Raw genomic sequence first — 17,903 nt, forward strand, 5'->3', positions numbered from 1 at the left:
TCAGGCCACCTGCAACAGAGGCTTCTTCACGCCGTCGAGCCGATCGATCATGAAGTTGGAATACCATTCGACGAACTGCTTGACGCCATTTTCGTCTTCCGGCGAGTAGGGGCCGGGCTCGTAAGCGGGCGAGCGGATGCCGAAGGCATTTTCTTCAACAATCCGGCGGTCCTGGTCGTTTGTCTCGGTCCAGACATGCGTAAGCTCATCAAGACGATAGTCGACGCCTTCGACAGCATCCTTGTTGACGAGCCATTTGGTGGTGACCTGCGTCCGTTCCGGCCCGAGCGGCAGGACACGGAAGGTGACCGCGTGGTCTGCGAGTACGTGGTTCCATGTGGTAGGATAGTGGAAGAGCAAGAGTGTGCCGATACCGCTTTCCAGCATGTCGTTGGCAAGCGGACGCTGAACGGCACGAGCACCGGACATGGTGTAGCTCTCGGCGTTCTGGATGAGCGGCATGCGCGCGGCACGGAATTGACCGGTCGGCGAGATGCGGAATTCGCTGGGAAGTCCTGCTGCTTCGCACTTTGCCCAATGCTCGGCGATAACCGGATCGTCCTTGGCACCCTGCACGCCCGTGGCACTTGGCGCCTCCGGATAAGTGCGGCAAAGTTCGGGGTGATTGGCGGCGCAGTGATAGCACTCGCGATTGTTTTCCCAGACGAGCTTCCAATTGCCTTTCTCGATGATCGTGCTTTCGAAAGCGACCTTCGTTTCGCCGAGACGGTGTCGGGCAAGGTAGGGCTCGACGGTATCGCGGAAGGGCGCGAAATCCGGCGCCTGATCGGCGAGGCAGATGAAGATGTATCCACCGACAGTCTCGCAGTGGATCGGCTTCAGACCATGTTGGTTCTTGTCGAAATCCTCCGCCATATGGCGAGCGAACAGCAGACTGCCGTCCAGCTCATAGGTCCATTGGTGATAGGGGCAAACAAGTTTCGCCGACGAGCCCTTGTCTTGCGCGCAGACGCGCGAGCCGCGGTGACGACAGGAATTGTGCAGCGCGTGGATTGTACCCGCCCGGTCGCGAGTAAGAACGACAGAATAATCACCGACCTGCGCCGTGAAATAATTGCCGGCCTTCGGAATCTCGCAGTCATGACCAATGAACAGCCAGTCGCGATACCAGATGGTCTCCAAATCGAGCTTGTAATAATCGGGATCGGTGTAAAAGGCCTGCTCCAGGCTGTAACCGTGGCGGCGGTTCTTAAGCTTGCGGAGCACGTCGCTGGCAATATCCATTCTCTTGATCCCCTAAGGGACTGTTGGATGGTATCGTCGGCATCGATATCGCAAAGCGGTACCGCCCGCCTGATCGCCATCGCAATCAGTCGTGTTGTTTTCGTCTCGAACTGGTTTCCGGGCTTCAGAACTGTCCGTTCGGACTTCGACATACTTTCCCAGGCAAAAAGCCAGTGGAATCATATCGGTTATTCGCTCTGCTACCGTTACGGGGGCGGCGGCGACGGTCGCCGGCTTTCCAATTATCCGCATCACCAATTCGATGCCGCACCCGAGAACAGCGTGAACATAACGTATCGCTTAGCGCGCCCAAGCATGCATCGCGACATTTGTGTCGCAGATTGAATATGGCGCATATATTTAAAAAGACCCGCCCGAATGGTCGCGGTTTTCAGGCGCAGCCCGTGGGCTGCGCAAAAGGCGCCAATGGTACTTTCAGGATGGGTGGCAAGCTGGATTTCTTTGGAAAAGGGCCGGTTATTCTTCCGATATTCAAACACTCGGAATTGGTCGTGTCTCGGCCAATGGGGTATGGGCTACCCAGGTGGCACAGGCGAATCGACGATCCGCCTGTGCCGAGATTTCATCGTCAGTGCGAATTGACCATCGCCGTCGCCAGTTGGCGGAAATTCACGACGCCAAGCGGTTGACCCGTTGGTGCGACGACGTGGACCTCCCCGTCGGGTGACGAGCACAACAAGCGCACCGCTTCTTCAACGGTAGTACCTGCTGCGATCGTCGGCCCGCCAGTCAGGGCTGCGGATGGCAGCGGCATCATGATAGCCTCGACCTGAACGACACGCCCTCGGTTCACCTCTTTCACGAAATTGGCGACGTACTCGTCGGCCGGCCGCAGGACGATATCCTGGCTGGTGCCCTGCTGGATGACTTCGCCATCGCGCAGGATCGCGATCTGATCTCCGAGACGAAGCGCCTCGTCGAGGTCATGAGTAATGAAGACGATGGTTTTCTTGATCTCCTTCTGCAGATCCAGAAGAACCGTCTGCATGTCCATGCGGATCAGCGGATCAAGAGCCGAATAGGCCTCGTCCATCAACAGGACCGGCGCGTCGTTGGAAAGCGCTCGGGCGAGGCCAACACGTTGTTGCATGCCGCCCGAAAGCTGGTTGGGATACTTTTTCTCGAATCCCTTCAAGCCGACGCGCTCCAGCCAATTCATGGCAATGGCGACGCTTTTTGCCCGGTCCATGCCCTGCACTTCGAGGCCGTAAACGGTGTTGTCGAGCACGTTGCGATGAGGAAGGAGCGCGAACTTCTGGAACACCATCGCGGTCTGATGCCTGCGGAATTGGCGAAGCTTATCCTCATTCATCTTCACGATGTCGACGCCGTCGACCAGCATTTCACCGGCCGTGGGGTCGATGAGGCGGTTGATATGCCGGATCAAGGTGGACTTGCCGGAACCGGAAAGCCCCATGATCACCTGGATGCAGCCCGAAGGAATTTCGAGATTGATGTCCTTCAGCCCCAGGACGTGGCCGTGCTTCTCGTTGAGCTCCGTCTTGGACAGGCCGTTCTGAACGGCCTGGATGTGGGCCTTGGGATTGGGTCCAAAGATCTTATAGAGATTGCGGACCTTGATCCCGCCGAAATGATGATCAGCCATGGACGGTCTCCCGGTGTTTCTGAATTCTCTTGCCATAGGCCTGGCTCACACGGTCGAAGATGATGGCAATGCCGACGATCGCGAGGCCGTTGAAAATACCGAGCGTGAAGTACTGGTTGGCAATCGCCTTCAGAACCGGCTGGCCAAGTCCTTGCACGCCGATCATCGAGGCAATGACGACCATCGCCAACGCCATCATGATGGTCTGGTTGATACCGGCCATGATGGTGGGAAGGGCGAGCGGCAGTTGCACCTTGAAAAGCTTCTGCCAATTGGACGATCCAAAGGCGTCGGCGGCCTCGAGCACGTCCTTGTCGACAAGGCGGATGCCGAGATCGGTTAGCCTGATCATCGGGGGAATGGCGTAGATGACGACGGCGATGAGCCCCGGCACCTTGCCGATCCCGAGCAGCATGACGACCGGGATAAGATAGACGAAGCTCGGCATCGTCTGCATGACGTCGAGGATGGGGTTGACCACCCTTTGGATGCGATCGGAGCGGGACATGATGATGCCCATCGGAATGCCGATGGCGATCGACAGCAAGGTGCAGACGAAGATCATGGAGACCGTCCGCATGGTGTCGTCCCACATATCGAAATAGCCGATCAGCAGGAGTGTCACAAGACAGCCAACGACGATTTTCATGCTTCGGCTCGCCGCCCAGGCGATCACGAGAATGATCAGGGTGATGATCGGCCATGGCGTCTGCGTCATGAAACGATCGGCGGCGATCAAAAAGTGCTGCAGCGGAGAAAAAAAGCTTTCGATCGCGTCGCCATAGCCGCGGGTGAATGTTCGAAACGCTTCGTCAATACCCTTCTTCAGGCTGGCGAGTGTTTCATCGTTCATGTGTGGGAATTTATAAAACCATTCCATTCGGTTCCCCTTTTTAAAAAAGAAGCCGTGGCAAGTCTTTTTGATTTTATCGGCAGCTAGGAAGCGGTGCGCTTTTGCGCACCGCAAGATTTTACGATTACAACGAAGCTTCGATTTTCTTCGCCGCTTCCGGCGAAACCCACTTCGTCCAGATGTCCTTGTTTTCCTTGAGGAAGTGCTTGGCGCCGTCTTCGCCCGTTGCCTGATTGTCGGTCATCCAAGCCATGAGCTTGTTGACCGTGTCGTTGCTCCAGGAACGCTTCTTAAGGTATCCGAGGACGTCAGGGCCTGCCTTTTCCGAAAAAGACTTGGCTACAAGCGTCACAACGTGGTCGACCGGCCATGCGTTCGGCTTCGGATTGGGGCAGTCCGCAACGGTGTTGCAGCGCTTCCATTCGGCCGCGTCAGCGGGTACGCCAGCCTCAAGCTTGACCATCGCGTATTTGCCGAGCAAGGCGGTTGGCGCCCAATAGTAGCCGACCCAGCCTTCCTTGCGCTCGTAGGCCTTGGCGATCGAGCCGTCCAGGCCGGCAGCCGAGCCAGTATCGACCAGCGTGAAGCCAGCCTTCTGAGCATCAAAGGCCTTGTAGAGTTGCGAGGTCACGACCGTGCCGCCCCAGCCCTGCGGACCGTTGACAATGGCACCCTTCTTGGAATCTTCCGGATCGGGGAAGAGTTCCGGATGCTTCAGCATGTCCGGGATCGTCTTGATGTCCGGATGAGCGTCGGCGATGTATTTCGGAATCCACCAGCCTTGAACGCCGCCATCGGGCAGGGACGTGCCGGCGATAACCAGCTTACCTTCTTCCGTGCCCTTCTTGACGACATCCGGAAGAAGATCGATCCAGGCTTCTGGCGCGATGTCCGGCTGGCCTTTTTCAGCCATGGAGGTGATGGTCGGAACGGTGTCACCGACGGTGATCTCGGCGCTGCAACCGTAGCCTTCGTTGAGAATGATCTTGTCGAGGTTCGACAGAACCTCCGCGCTCTGCCAGTTCATGCTGGCGATGGTGACGCTCCCGCATTCTCCGGCGCTTGCAATCGACGCTCCGCCGAGCAGGCCAAACATCAGGCATGTGGACGCAAGTAGTTTTTTCATTATCGTTCCCTCATTTTGCGGCATGTATTGGGCAAGCGGGTTGTGCCGCGTGAACCCGCTTCAACGGCTATCAGGAGCTCCTCCTCCTGCGATAACCGATCTCTCTAAAGCACTGATGCGCCGGTGAACGGCAGCCAGCCTCAAGGCTGTACTGATGTTCGCCGGTCTGAATTACATTGGAAGTTGGGTCGCCCTCGTTGTCTTGTTGCCAAGGCTTGCTGGATTGATGATGCTGCTAAGGACAAATGTTCAACTAGCCCACAAAAGGCGTCAGGTTGTTCGAAAGCTGGGCACGCTATGCTGGCCATCATTGAAAGGGTAACTGACCTTTCGCACGTCGACGAATGTGGATCACCGCTCATGCCAGTCGTATATACTGTGCATTTGAAACACATAGGATGTTTGCGACGATCGGGTGGTTGTTTCGAGACAGTGACAGCGGAGACGCCAGCATCGATCTTGGATTTCGAATGCAAGATCGATTGATCCGGCAGAGGGGCATTGTTTGCTCGACGCCGCCGGCATGTGGCGGCGTCGGACAATTGCTTCAATGACTGTCGGCAAAGCGATGAGGCTTATGCGCCGTTTTAGATCAAGCGCTTAGCTTTTCGGCTTCAGGCTTTCCGGGTCATAGATCGGCTTGTAACCGATGCCGACCACCTCGACCGGATAGGTCTCGGCAAAATATTCGATGTTAAGCTTGCGACCTTCCTGGCAATGGCTCCAGGGCAGGTAGGCAAGCGCAATGTTCTTACCGATGGTTGGGCCAAATGCGATCGAGGTCGTGTAGGAGCGGCGGCCAAGTTCGTCCACCAGCACCTCGCCGGTTTCCGGGTCCATGACCGGGAGGTTGCCGAGCGGATAGCGGGCAACACCCTTGCTGTCGACATTGTCGGTCATGACGAGGGTGCAAAGCACGGCCGGTTGATGGTCGCGCGCCTTGTACTCCAGATGTTTCGCCTTGCCGCGGAAGTCAGCTTCCTTGACCCTCGGACGGGCGAGGTCGCATTCGATCAGGTTGTACTGGGTCAGCAGGTCCGCGTTCTGCAGACGCAGGCTTTTTTCCATGCGGCGCGAGTTTGCATATGTCTCGACGCCGAAGGCCATGACACCCGTTGCACGCAGCGCATCCCAGACGGCAAGGCCATCCTCGTACGCCATGTGCAGTTCCCAGCCCTGCTCGCCGACATAGGAGATGCGGAAGGCAGTGACCCGCTTGCCGGCGATCTCGATGGGCTTGATTGCTGCGAAGGCGAAGTTTTCAGGATCCAATCCTGCCGGATCGGCAACGACCTTCTTCAGCGTGGCGCGGGCGTTCGGCCCCCAGATGCCGATCGTGACGAACTTCTCGGAGACGTCCGTGACGGTGACGTTGAAGCCCTTATCCTCGGCAATACGCTTGATGTAGTGGAAATCACGCGGGCCGGCGTCTGCGCCGTCGATCACTCTGCAGCGATCGGCCATGCGGATGACCGTCAAGTCGGCGCGCACCATGCCCTCGTCGTCGAGGAAGTGGGTATAGATGCCCTTGCCGATATTGGCGTCGCCGCCGATCTTTGCGGCGCAGACCCATTCCATGAGTTCGACATGGTCAGGCCCTTCGACATCGAACATGTAGAAGTGGCTGAGGTTGACGATGCCGCAGTCCTCGCTCATCGCCAGATGCTCGGCATTGGAGACGCGCCAGAAGTGGCGATTGTCCCATTCGTTTTCGCGAACTGGAACACGGTCGCCGTATTTCTCCAGCAGATGTTCGTTGGCGGCGTAGCCGTGCGCACGCTCCCAACCACCCAGCTCCATGAAATAGCCGCCAAGCTCCTTTTCGCGCTCGTAGAAAGGCGAGCGCTTGACGTTGCGGCTTGAGGCATAAGGTTCGCGCGTGTGGACCGCCGGGAAATAGATCTTCTGCGCGGCTTCGTAGCAGCGACTTTCGATAAATTTCTCTTCGAACTGGTGCGGGTAGAAGCGCGAATAGTCGATGCTGGCGTGGTCGATCTCGGTGCGGCCGTCGGTCATCCAGTCGGCAATCAACTTGCCGTATCCCGGACCGTCCTTGACCCAGATGGCGACGCAGTACCAGAGGCCGCGCACCTTCTGGCTCTCGCCACACGACGGGCCGCCGGCGGCGGATACCTGCAGGAGACCGTTGAAGGAGTGGCCTTCATTATAGCCGAGCTCGCCGAGAATTGGCGTCAGTTCCATGGCGCGTTCGAGCGGCTCGAGGATCTGCTCCATATCCAGGTCGCGCTGCGAGGGCGAGAGACGCGCCTCGTGCTTTTCGAGCAATTCGCGCGGATGGCACATGCGCGGATTGTCCTTCTCGTAGTAACCCCATTCGATCTGACCGCCTTCCGTGGTCTTCGGGTCGCCGGTGTCGCGCATATAGGCGGAGTTGCCCTGATCGCGCAGCAGCGGATAGCCGATTTCCTTGCCGGTGCCTTCGAATTCATTGTAGGGGCCGAAGAAGGTGAGGGGGTGGTCGACGGGCATGACCGGCAGATCTTCGCCAACCATTTCGGCGATCAGGCGACCCCAAAGACCAGCGCAGACGATGACGTGGTCAGCCATGATGGTGCCGCGATGGGTAACGACGCCCTTGATGCGGCCGCCTTCAACAATCAGCGATTTGGCCGGCGTGTTGCCAAATACTTGAAGCTTGCCGGATTTCTCCGCGGCATCGACCAACTTGCCGGCTACAGTCTGCGAGCGTGGAACGACGAGGCCGGCATCCGGATCGAACATGCCGCCCATGACCTGATCTTCCTCGATCAGCGGGAACATCTGCTTGATTTCGGAGGGCGTCACGAGGTGGGCGCGGGTACCGAAAGACTTGGCCGACGTCACCTTGCGCTTGATTTCTTCCATCCAGGTATCGTCGCCGGTGCGAGCGACTTCGAGACCGCCGATGCGGGCATAGTGGCCCATCTTTTCGAAGAAATCGATCGAGTACTGGGTCGTCCAGACCGAAAGATAGTCATGGCTTGTGGTGTAGCAAAAATCCGAGGCGTGCGCCGTGGACCCGATGTCAGTAGGGATGCCCGACTTATCGATGCCGACGATGTCGTCCCAACCGCGTTCGATCAGATGATGCGCGATCGACGCACCAACGATACCTCCGAGGCCAACGATGACGACCCTCGCTTTTTCGGGAAACGCTGACATTTTTACCCCTCTTCGTTTCTAATGAGGTTGAAATTCACTGTATGAGGTCGGGTCTAGCAATGTTTTCGGCGGACCATGCGACAGAACCCGACAGCAGATGTTCAAAGCGGGCCATCCGAAGCTTCGGCGTCATTCCGGTCTCGCTCTTCATATGCACTTCGGGCGCAGTCGTTTCTCACGGGTCCTGCAGCAGGCTCATTGCGCGCTAAATGTCACTGCAATTGCAGGGACGCCATCGATTTTCTGCACATCCAGACCTTCAGTATAAGATTTCCCGGCGATTTTATGTGTTCCTCACCATCGCTCAGCCCATTCTCTCCGACGCATAGCTCCCCGGGCTTGCCGGGAAGACGATGGTGCGGTTGCCGTTGAGGAAGGTGCGGTAGTGGATATGGGCATGGATGGCGCGGGCCAGCACCTGGCTTTCGACATCGCGGCCGATCGAGACATAGTCTTCCGCCGACTGCGCATGCGTGATGCGCGCCGTGTCCTGCTCGATGATCGGACCTTCGTCGAGATCGCCGGTGACGTAATGGGCCGTGGCCCCGATCAGCTTGACGCCGCGCTCATAGGCCTGCTTGTACGGATTGGCGCCCTTGAAGCTCGGCAGGAAGGAATGGTGGATGTTGATGATCTTGCCCGACATCTTCTTGCACAGCGCATCCGACAGCACCTGCATGTAGCGGGCGAGCACGATCAGTTCCGTGCCGGTCTGCTCGACCAGATCCAGCAACTGGGCTTCGGCCTGCGGCTTGTTGTCCTTCGTTACCTTGATGTGGTGGAAGGGGATGTCGTGGTTGACCACCACCTTCTGGTAATCGAAGTGGTTGGAGACGACGCCGACGATGTCGATCGGCAATGCGCCGATCTTCCAGCGGTACAGCAGGTCGTTGAGGCAATGGCCGAAGCGCGACACCATCAACAGCACCTTCATGCGCTTCTGGGCGTCGTAGATCTCGGCATCCATCTCGAAGGCCTCGGCGACCGGCTTGAAGCCTTCGACGAGCTTCTGCTGGTTGACCGCTTCTTCGGAGATGAAGGAGACCCGCATGAAGAACTTGCCGGTATCGAGATCGTCGAACTGGCTGGAGTCGACGATGTTGCAGCCTTGATCGGCCAGATAATTCGCTATCGCCGCAACGATCCCCCGCGTCGATGTGCAGGATACCCGTAGAACATATTGTTTCATCGGTAGAGGTCCAATCCGTTGATGCCGAATGTTGATGTCAATGTCTCACGCACAACCTTGTCGCCGCCTCCCTTGGGCACCAGCGGCGCGCTGCTGTCAAGAACGCGCTACATAAAGTCAGCCTGTCGCTTCTTCCCGTTTCGCATTCTCGCCAGGCCGTTCGCCCGCGTGTTGGCGACGGGATATCCCGGGCGATATGAGCTTACGACTTGGCGAAGCATCATCGCTTTGACCGATCATGGAGCGCTTTCTGCGAAATTGACGGAACTATTGTGACAAATGTCGTCGCTGCACAGTACATTTGCGTCAAAGGAAGACTATCACTACGACACTTCCAAAAGAACAAGCGGGGCAACTTTGAAAATGGTGCAGGAGCCTCGATCCCACGCAGTCGCCTCAAGAATCCTCAGGAAGAGAGGTGAAGGGCCACGCCTTTCTGTGGGCTTCATCTTGGCCAAGCGATTCACATTGTGTGCCTTCGCCAATTTCGTTGACGTGCTGAGGCTCGCCGCTGACGAAGGTGACCGGAGCCGGCCGATAATGTGCGAGTGGGCAATCCTCTCGGACACGATGAGTGCAGTCCAGTCGAGTTGTGGCGTTTCCGTGCAGCCGAACGAACGGCTGGGTGACCCCGCCAAATTCGACTATATCGCCGTTATCGGGGGGCTGATCGACGAGATACCCAACATCAGCGCAAACTATATTCAATATCTGCAGAAGGCTGCCGCTGCCGGCGTGCCGCTGGTCGGCATATGTACCGGAGCATTCATCCTCCACCGCGCCGGTTTGATGGATGGACATAAGTGCTGCGTGAGCTGGTTCCACCACACGGATTTTCTTGAGCAGTTCGACGGTCTAACGCCGGTTTCCGACCAGATTTTCGTCATCGATAGAAATCGCCTCACATGTTCGGGCGGCGTAAGTTCAGCCCATCTTGCCGCGCATCTCGTCGAAAAACATGTTGGACGGGCACAGGCGAGCAAGAGCCTGCACATCATGATCATAGACGATGCGCTCCATCCGGAAAAACCGCAGCCGGGAATTCCAATCGATCTGAAGACGCAAGATCCGATGGTGAAACGCGCGCTGCTCATCATGCAGCAGAATATCGACACGCCTCTCTCGATCAGCGATATCGCGCGCCGTATGGGAAACAGCAAACGACAACTGGAGAGGCACTTTCGAGCAGAACTTGGCAACTCTCCCCAGACCGTTTTTCTCGGAGTGCGGCTTTCATTGGCGCGCCGTCTGATCGAAACCACGCAGAAATCAGTGGCATCCATTGCCGTCGAATGCGGCTTCTGTGACTCGTCCCATCTCAGCCGCATGTTCCGCCGTCATTTCAATTGCGCGCCGCTCGATATCCGCCGATCGCAGGGTGTGGGTGAAGATCTGGAAGGAGAGCCGCGCGGACCCGCATACGCGTAAATAGAAGTCCTCTGAGACAACCAAATCGCTCGTACATGCGTGCCAGAATGACGTTGCTGTGGCCAAGTAGCGGTGCGCATGGCGCATTCATTCAAGTCAACTGGCGCGAAAGTTCCGGAAGCATTTGCTGATGTAAGTATACTGCCGCCCAGTCTTTCTCTTGAAGTGGCGGCTAACGATATGACGCGTTTTAGCGCATTTTCTCTCCTCAAGAATGCCCTGACGGGGCACAAACATTGGACCGAGCAATGGCCCGACAGCCAGCCGAAGGCCGAATATGATGTGGTCATCGTCGGTGCGGGCGGCCATGGTCTCGGGGCGGCATATTACCTGGCCAAGCAGCATGGCATCACCAATGTCGCCGTGATCGACAAGGGCTGGCTCGGCGGCGGCAATACCGGCCGCAACACGACGATCATTCGCTCCAACTATCTCTATGACGAAAGTGCTCGCCTCTTCGATCACGCCGTCGACCTTTGGGAGGGGCTGAGCCAGGAACTCAATTACAACGTCATGTATTCGCGCCGGGGCTGCCTGATGCTGGCCCATACGGTGCATGACGTGCAAAGCTTCAAGCGCCATATCCATGCAAACCGCCTTAACGGCGTCGATAACCGCTGGCTCAGCCCAGAAGAATGCAAGGAATTCTGCCCGCCGCTCAGCCTGTCGCCCAATGCGCGTTATCCGATAATGGGCGGAGCCTTGCAGGAGCGCGCAGGCACGGCGCGTCACGATGCCGTGGCCTGGGGCTATGCGCGCGGTGCCGCCGCACGCGGTGTTGATATCATCCAGAATTGCCCGGTTATCGGTATTCGCCGCAAACCGGACGGCTCCGTCGCGGGTGTGGAGACCGTCAAGGGCTTCATCAAGGCGAAGAAGGTCGCCGTTTCGGCAGCTGGTCATACGTCTGTCGTCATGGATACCGCCGGGGTGCAGTTACCGCTTGAAAGCTTCCCGCTGCAGGCATTGGTTTCCGAACCGGTCAAGCCGATTTTCCCCTGCGTGGTCATGTCGAATGCCGTTCACGCCTATATCAGCCAGTCCGACAAGGGCGAGCTTGTTATCGGCTCCGGTACGGACCAGTACACGTCTTACTCGCAGCGCGGCGGACTGCCGCTGATCGAGCATACGATCGCCGCGATTGTGGAAATCTTCCCGATCTTCAACCGCATGCGGATGCTGCGCAAATGGGGTGGCATCGTCGATGTGACACCCGATCGCTCTGCCATTCTCGGCAAGACGCCGGTCGAAGGCTTGTATGTCAATTGCGGCTGGGGGACCGGCGGGTTCAAGGCGACGCCGGGCGCGGCGCATACTTTTGCCTGGACCATCGCCAAGAACGAGCCTCATCCGATCAACGCACCATTCACGCTTGATCGTTTCCGTACCGGCCGCCTGATCGATGAGGCCGCCGCGGCGGCTGTGGCGCACTGAGGGAGCTCACCCATGCTTTTGATCCGTTGCCCCTATTGCAATGAAACCTTGCCCGAGGCGGAGTTCACCTATGCCGGCGAAGCGCACATTGCGCGCCCGCTTGATCCTTCCTCCCAGACCGACGCGCAGTGGCAGGAATACCTCTTCATTCGCACCAACGTGAAAGGGCCGCATTACGAACGCTGGCGGCATCTGCATGGCTGCGGCCGGTTCTTCAATGCCGTGCGCGACACGGTCAGCGACCGCTTCCTGACAACCTATCCGGCGGGCAAACCTCGCCCTGAACTTGCTCCGCTGCCCGGGGTGCCAACCGATCTTGAGGTGCTGAAATGAACCAATATCGTGTTTTCGGCCGTGGCCGCGTCGATCCGGGGCGTCCCGTCACCTTCGCCTTTGACGGCAAGACCTATCGCGGCTTGAAGGGCGACACGGTTGCCTCCGCGCTCCTGGCGAATGGCGTCCACCTGATGGGACGGTCGTTCAAATATCACCGTCCGCGCGGTCCTGTGGCGGCGGGGTCCGAAGAGCCCAATGCGCTGATCGGCACGCGCCGTGGGCTTGGCCGGTTCGAGCCGAACACCCGCGCCACGGTGCATGAGATCTGGAACGGGCTCGAAACCACGTCACAGAACAGATACCCCAGCCTGAAATTCGATGTGGGCGCGGTCAACGATGCGGCCTACATGCTGTTTTCGGCCGGCTTTTACTACAAGACCTTCATGTGGCCGAAGAGCTTCTGGAACAAGGTCTATGAGCCTTTCATCCGGGCGGCCGCCGGTCTTGGCGTATCCCCGACCGAGGAAGACCCTGACACCTATGCTTCGCGCAACATGCATTGCGATGTGCTGATAGTTGGCGCGGGGCCTGCCGGCCTGGCGGCGGCGCGGGCGGCGGCGGTCGATGGGTTAAAGGTCGTCGTGGTAGATGAAAATCCCGAGGCGGGTGGCACCTTGCTGTCTGAGCCTCAGGTGCAGATCAATGGCCGCCCGGCATGGGACTGGCTGGCCGCGGAATTGAAGGCTCTGAAGGGGATGGGTGTGAGGATCATGACCCGCACCACGGCCATCGGCTATTACCATCAGAACATGATCGGCCTGTGCGAACGCTTGACCGATCATCTGGAGGTTTTGCCCAAGGATACGCCGCGCGAGCGCCTGTGGCGGGTGCGGGCGCGGCAGGTGGTGCTGGCGCAGGGCGCGCTGGAAAAGCCGCTGGTCTTTCACGGCAACGACCGTCCGGGTGTGATGCTGGCGGGAGCGGCGCAGACCTATCTCAATCGTTATGGTGTCAAGGTCGGCAATGCGCCTGTCGTCGTCACCAGCCATGACAGCGCCTGGTATGCAGCTTTCGATCTTCACGATGCGGGGGCGCGCATTCAGGCAATCGTCGATACCCGCGCCGATGTGCGGCAGGATCTGGTGAACCAGGCGCGTACCCTGGGTATTCCGGTCAAGCTGTCCCATACGGTGACGGCGACGTCGGGGCGGCTGCGCGTAAGTTCGGTCCGGGTCAATCCGGTTCGTGGTGGTTCGGTCGGCGCGGGGCAGGCGATCAAATGCGATGCCCTGCTGATGTCCGGCGGCTGGACGCCGTCGCTGCATCTCTTTTCGCATACCCAGGGCAAGATCGCATGGGACGACGACCGCACCACCTTCCTGCCGGCGATGACACGCGAAGACTGCGTGATCGCGGGCGCAGGGCGGGGGCTCTGGGGCGTCGAGGCGGCGTTGAAGGACGGCGCTGAGCGTGGCCGCGAGATCGCCGCCGCGCTTGCCAAGACAAGTGCTCCGGTCAGCTACGCGGTGGCCGCCGATCGCAAGGGCAGTGGCGTGTCGCACACTGAACTGCCGACGGACCGCTATCCCGGCAAGGCAAAGGCCTTTGTCGACTATCAAAACGATGTGACTGCCAAGGACCTGCGTCTGGCGGTACGCGAGGGAATGCGCTCGATCGAGCATGTGAAGCGCTACACCACCAATGGCATGGCGACCGATCAGGGCAAGATGTCCAACATCAACGGCCTGAATATCGCCGCCGATGCGCTTGGCAAACGCCAGCCTGAGGTTGGTCTGACCACGTTCCGGCCGCCCTATACACCAACGACCTTCGGGGCGTTTGCAGGTTATCATCGCGGCAATCATTTCGAGATCACCCGCAAGACGCAGATCGACGCCTGGGCCGAGGCACATGGGGCAGTCTACGAACCGGTCGGACAATGGCGCCGCGCCCGGTATTTCCCCAAGCAGGGCGAGGATATGGACGCCGCCGTCAGCCGCGAATGCCGCGCAGTGCGTGCGAGTGTGGGCATCTTCGACGCTTCCACCCTCGGCAAGATCGAAGTTGTCGGCCCGGATGCGGTCGAGTTCATGAACCGCATGTACACCAACCCCTGGACCAAGCTCGTGTCGGGACGCTGCCGCTATGGCCTGCTTCTGGGCGACGACGGCTACATCCGCGATGATGGCGTCATAGGGCGCATCACCAAGGACCGCTTCCATGTCACCACCACCACCGGCGGCGCGGCGCGTGTCCTGAACATGATGGAAGATTTTCTCCAGACCGAATGGCCCGACCTGAATGTCTGGCTGACCTCGACCACCGAGCAATGGTCCACCATCGCGCTCAACGGTCCGAATGCGGCCAAGCTTTTGGCCCCGCTGGTCGAGGGTCTGGATCTCACCGATGCTGCTTTCCCGCATATGTCCTGCGCGGAATGCACAGTCGCAGGCATTCCGGCACGTCTCTTCCGGGTCAGCTTCACCGGCGAGGTCGGGTTCGAGGTGAACGTGCCCGCTCCCCTCGGCCTGAAGCTCTGGAAGATCCTGTGGGATGCGGGGCAGCAATACGGCATCACGCCTTATGGGACCGAGACCATGCATGTGTTGCGCGCCGAGAAGGGCTACATCATCGTCGGTCAGGATACTGACGGCACGGTCACCCCCTATGACGCGGCCATGGGATGGGCCGTGGGCAGCAATAAACCCGACTTCGTCGGCAAGCGCGGTCTTGCCCGCCCCGATCTGGTGGCGAAGGGTCGCAGGCAGCTTGTGGGCCTGCTGACGGAGGACCGTTCCAAGCTCGAGGAGGGTGCGCAGATCGTCTTCGATCCGAAACAGCCACTTCCGATGACGATGGTAGGGCATGTGACGTCGTCCTATCATTCGGACGCGGCCGGCCGGCCGATTGCGCTGGCGCTGGTCGAAGGCGGGCATGATCGAATGGGCGAGACCGTCCATATCCCGATGCCCGAGCGCACCATCGCCGCGAAAATCACCGGGACCGTCTTCGTCGATCCCGAAAACATCCGCCTGAAAATCTGATCCGGAGCCGAAGATGAGCGTAAAGATTTCTTCCCTCACCCCCGGCATTTTGGTCGAGACAAGAGCGGCGCGGGTCAGTGTTCTGCCCGAACGGGGGCGCCTCTCGCTGCGCGCTCGTGGTGATCTCAAAGCACTGAACACGGCTTTTGGTCTGCCCTTGCCCGATATCATAGGCCGGCGCGCCAAGAATGCCGAAGCCGAGGCCGTTCGGCTTGGTCCTGACGAATGGATAATCCTGTCCTCCCCGGAGCAAATGGCCAAGCTGATTGCTGCATGTGCCGCGATCTATGAGCATCACCCGCACAGCCTGGTCGATATTTCCGGGCGTGAAGTCACACTGCTGATCGAAGGGCCGATGGCTGCGGAGCTTCTGACCCTTGGTTGCCCGCGCGACATTGAAACCATCCCCGTCGGCGAAAGCCGCAGGACAGTCTTCGACGGGGCCACGGTGGTGCTTTGGCGTGATGCCGAAGACCGTTTCCGCATGGATATCTGGAACAGCTTCGCGCCGCATCTCGGCCATCTGCTGGAAACTGGCTGTAAGGAACTTGCCGCCGAACACGCGTGATCCGTAAAGGGTCCTCGCTACGTTTCGACGCTTTCCCGAGCTGAGCATTTCCGAAACGTTTGTCGACTGTGGTTCGCCAGATTCTGCGAGGAATCGCGACAGACATCATTTCGCGGAGAGGGTTGGCGTTGCTCTGAAAAGGTCGAACGCAGCCTTGGAGCCAGGAGGCTGGCCTCGGCGGTGGCTCCCAACGCTCGGAATAGGTTCTCGAAGATTGGGCAATTGCGAGACTAGAGCAAAGTGCGTTCAAGCGGGAACGCCTCTTTGCTCTAACTCTTGTTCGACACATCTTGCCGGACTTTGATGTGCCCGCGGGGTCGCGAACCTTTAGTGCGAGAAGCCGGCGGCCGTCTCGCTGAGGCTCTTGCCCTTCGTCTCGGGCGCTAGCCATTGCGACAGGGCGGCGCCGACACCGGCGATGCCGGCAGCAATCAGCATCGTCCCCGATGTGCCGAGGTTGGTCATGGACCACGGCAGCAGGAAGGTGCCGAGGCCGGCCCCGACGCGGCTGACGGCGGCCGCAAAGCCTGTGCCGATTCCGCGGATCTCCGTCGGGAAGACCTCGCCCGGGTAGATGCTGGTCAGCGTGCCGTACCCTGCATTGAAGAAGGAGAATGTGAGGAACAGGGCGAGCACGACCATCGCCGGCGCGCCTGCCCATAGGCCGAGAACCGCAAGCAGCACGGTGGCAATCCATTGTGGTGGTGCGGTCAGCGTACGACGGCCGCACTTTTCGATCAGGAGAACCGTGGTCACGCTTCCGGCCAAAGCGACAGCGGAGAGCCCCACCCCACCGGCCAGCCCACCGCCGAGGCCGTATTTCTGCAGCACGCTATCGGCGAACGTGGCGATCGCGAAGTATGGCGTGACGGCGCAGAACCAGAATCCCGATACGAACAGAGTGGCTCGCCAATACCGACGGGAGAACAGCATCCCGAAGCTGCCCTTCTGGTGGCTACCTTCGTGCTCCATATCAGCCGTGTCGGCGGAGCTTTCCAGATATCGGTTGGCGATCGCGCGGGCCTGTTCGGTACGCCCCTGGTTCCAAAGCCAGCGTGGCGATTCCGGCATGCCGAGCCGACCGAGGAATAAGGCTACCGAGATCAGGGTGCTTGTGCCGAGGATCAGTCGCCAGCCGAGGTCCGTATACTCGTTGAGCAAATAGCCCACGATGAAGGCAATCATGAATCCGGCGTACCAGGCTATAAGCGTCAGGCCCATGAGCCTCCCACGCAGCCGGGCAGGCGCGAATTCCGACATCAATGGCCAGCCGACGGAATACTCGGCGCCGATCGCGATGCCCATCAGCAGACGCACGATGAATAGCTGCATGGGCGAGTCCACGAAAAATTGCACGGCGCCGACGAAGAGCTGCATCATCGAGGACAATAGGAACAGCGCCATGTCCATCATGAACAGCGGTTTGCGGCCATATTTGTCGCCGGCCCAGCCCCCAAGCGGAGAGCCGATCAGAATGCCGAACAATGCGCCCGCGGCGATCAGGCCCTCCCAGAATGGCGAAATGGCGAGATCAGCAGTCATTTTGCCAGACACCGGTCCGACGATCCCGAGGATATAGCCGTCCAAGAACATGCCGCCGGTAAGAACGATGATCATCCTCAGCATAAAGCGTCGTTTGAACGCCGCAGACGTTTCCTCCTCGGCGGTTTCGATCGAAATCGCCGCTGTTTTGTCCAATATTGACATGGTGTTCCTCCTTATTTTCCTTGGGGCTGGACTGTGTGGATGCGCTCGGATCGCGCTGCATGGCGGTTCGCATGCGCCGCCAGATCGCTCTTCCGCCTGCTTTGGCTAAGCGGCTGCGCTCCGCTCGTTGTTGATCCGATGTCCGAAATCAGGATCGAACTCGTCGTGAGTCGAGAGACGTGCAGAGAGATCGTCGGGATGGCGTCGAGGACCGTGATTTCGGCGTCGGGGGCGGTTAGCCCCA

At 59.2% G+C, this 17,903-nt stretch carries 12 protein-coding genes and 1 riboswitch; of the genes, 5 read left to right on the top strand and 7 right to left on the bottom strand.

The genetic code is table 11. The features are described from left to right. The 6 genes from GGD50_RS20460 to purU all read right to left on the bottom strand — a co-directional run bounded on the left by GGD50_RS20460 (position 1) and on the right by purU (position 9,202). On the bottom strand, positions 1-1,245 hold the full coding sequence (locus GGD50_RS20460) for an aromatic ring-hydroxylating oxygenase subunit alpha (protein ID WP_183938853.1): 1,245 nt from the start codon (positions 1,243-1,245) through the stop codon (positions 1-3). A 91-nt stretch (positions 1,246-1,336) separates the two neighbouring features. Next, positions 1,337-1,535: riboswitch (cobalamin riboswitch) on the bottom strand. A gap of 299 nt (positions 1,536-1,834) precedes the next feature. Beyond that, positions 1,835-2,872, bottom strand: a complete 1,038-nt coding sequence (locus GGD50_RS20465; RefSeq protein ID WP_183938854.1) for a quaternary amine ABC transporter ATP-binding protein — start codon at positions 2,870-2,872, stop codon at positions 1,835-1,837. Further along, positions 2,865-3,752, bottom strand: coding sequence for an ABC transporter permease (locus GGD50_RS20470; protein WP_183938855.1), 888 nt, complete (start codon positions 3,750-3,752; stop codon positions 2,865-2,867). The genes GGD50_RS20465 and GGD50_RS20470 overlap by 8 nt, the downstream gene beginning before the upstream one ends. A 97-nt stretch (positions 3,753-3,849) precedes the next feature. After that, positions 3,850-4,851, bottom strand: coding sequence for an ABC transporter substrate-binding protein (locus GGD50_RS20475; protein WP_183938856.1), 1,002 nt, complete (start codon positions 4,849-4,851; stop codon positions 3,850-3,852). Between the two features lie 600 nt (positions 4,852-5,451). After that, positions 5,452-8,013 carry a GcvT family protein gene (locus GGD50_RS20480; RefSeq protein WP_183938857.1) on the bottom strand — a complete coding sequence of 854 codons (2,562 nt, stop codon included), beginning with the start codon at positions 8,011-8,013 and terminating at the stop codon, positions 5,452-5,454. 304 nt (positions 8,014-8,317) lie between these two features. Continuing rightward, positions 8,318-9,202: a formyltetrahydrofolate deformylase gene (purU, locus tag GGD50_RS20485; RefSeq protein ID WP_183938858.1), complete on the bottom strand. Its 885-nt coding sequence runs from the start codon at positions 9,200-9,202 to the stop codon at positions 8,318-8,320. A gap of 363 nt (positions 9,203-9,565) precedes the next feature. Between purU and GGD50_RS20490 the strand changes: the two genes are divergently transcribed. The 5 genes from GGD50_RS20490 to soxG all read left to right on the top strand — a co-directional run bounded on the left by GGD50_RS20490 (position 9,566) and on the right by soxG (position 15,952). Then, complete coding sequence (locus GGD50_RS20490; RefSeq protein WP_183938859.1) at positions 9,566-10,630, top strand: GlxA family transcriptional regulator; 1,065 nt, start codon at positions 9,566-9,568, stop codon at positions 10,628-10,630. Between the two features lie 180 nt (positions 10,631-10,810). Beyond that, complete coding sequence (locus GGD50_RS20495; RefSeq protein WP_183938860.1) at positions 10,811-12,064, top strand: sarcosine oxidase subunit beta family protein; 1,254 nt, start codon at positions 10,811-10,813, stop codon at positions 12,062-12,064. A gap of 12 nt (positions 12,065-12,076) precedes the next feature. Further along, positions 12,077-12,397, top strand: a complete 321-nt coding sequence (locus GGD50_RS20500; RefSeq protein WP_183938861.1) for a sarcosine oxidase subunit delta — start codon at positions 12,077-12,079, stop codon at positions 12,395-12,397. Continuing rightward, positions 12,394-15,384 carry a sarcosine oxidase subunit alpha gene (locus GGD50_RS20505; protein ID WP_183938862.1) on the top strand — a complete coding sequence of 997 codons (2,991 nt, stop codon included), beginning with the start codon at positions 12,394-12,396 and terminating at the stop codon, positions 15,382-15,384. Before GGD50_RS20500 ends, GGD50_RS20505 begins: the two co-directional genes overlap by 4 nt. Before the next feature lie 13 nt (positions 15,385-15,397). Next, entirely contained in the window at positions 15,398-15,952 is a 555-nt protein-coding gene (gene soxG, locus GGD50_RS20510) for a sarcosine oxidase subunit gamma family protein (protein ID WP_183938863.1), read from the top strand. Positions 15,953-16,279: 327 nt separating this feature from the next. On the opposite strand, the gene GGD50_RS20515 is transcribed toward soxG, so the two are convergent. Further along, entirely contained in the window at positions 16,280-17,659 is a 1,380-nt protein-coding gene (locus GGD50_RS20515) for an MFS transporter (RefSeq protein WP_183938865.1), read from the bottom strand. Positions 17,660-17,903: the final 244 nt, after the last annotated feature.

The sequence above is a fragment of the Martinezella paranaensis genome (assembly GCF_014200235.1).
Taxonomy (GTDB): Bacteria; Pseudomonadota; Alphaproteobacteria; order Rhizobiales; family Rhizobiaceae; genus Rhizobium; species Rhizobium paranaense.

Coding starts and splice junctions, on each gene's coding strand:
- GGD50_RS20460 (WP_183938853.1), bottom strand. CDS start 1,245: ATGGATATTGCCAGCGACGTGCTCCGCAAGCTTAAGAACCGCCGCCAC.
- GGD50_RS20465 (WP_183938854.1), bottom strand. CDS start 2,872: ATGGCTGATCATCATTTCGGCGGGATCAAGGTCCGCAATCTCTATAAG.
- GGD50_RS20470 (WP_183938855.1), bottom strand. CDS start 3,752: ATGGAATGGTTTTATAAATTCCCACACATGAACGATGAAACACTCGCC.
- GGD50_RS20475 (WP_183938856.1), bottom strand. CDS start 4,851: ATGAAAAAACTACTTGCGTCCACATGCCTGATGTTTGGCCTGCTCGGC.
- GGD50_RS20480 (WP_183938857.1), bottom strand. CDS start 8,013: ATGTCAGCGTTTCCCGAAAAAGCGAGGGTCGTCATCGTTGGCCTCGGA.
- purU (WP_183938858.1), bottom strand. CDS start 9,202: ATGAAACAATATGTTCTACGGGTATCCTGCACATCGACGCGGGGGATC.
- GGD50_RS20490 (WP_183938859.1), top strand. CDS start 9,566: ATGGTGCAGGAGCCTCGATCCCACGCAGTCGCCTCAAGAATCCTCAGG.
- GGD50_RS20495 (WP_183938860.1), top strand. CDS start 10,811: ATGACGCGTTTTAGCGCATTTTCTCTCCTCAAGAATGCCCTGACGGGG.
- GGD50_RS20500 (WP_183938861.1), top strand. CDS start 12,077: ATGCTTTTGATCCGTTGCCCCTATTGCAATGAAACCTTGCCCGAGGCG.
- GGD50_RS20505 (WP_183938862.1), top strand. CDS start 12,394: ATGAACCAATATCGTGTTTTCGGCCGTGGCCGCGTCGATCCGGGGCGT.
- soxG (WP_183938863.1), top strand. CDS start 15,398: ATGAGCGTAAAGATTTCTTCCCTCACCCCCGGCATTTTGGTCGAGACA.
- GGD50_RS20515 (WP_183938865.1), bottom strand. CDS start 17,659: ATGTCAATATTGGACAAAACAGCGGCGATTTCGATCGAAACCGCCGAG.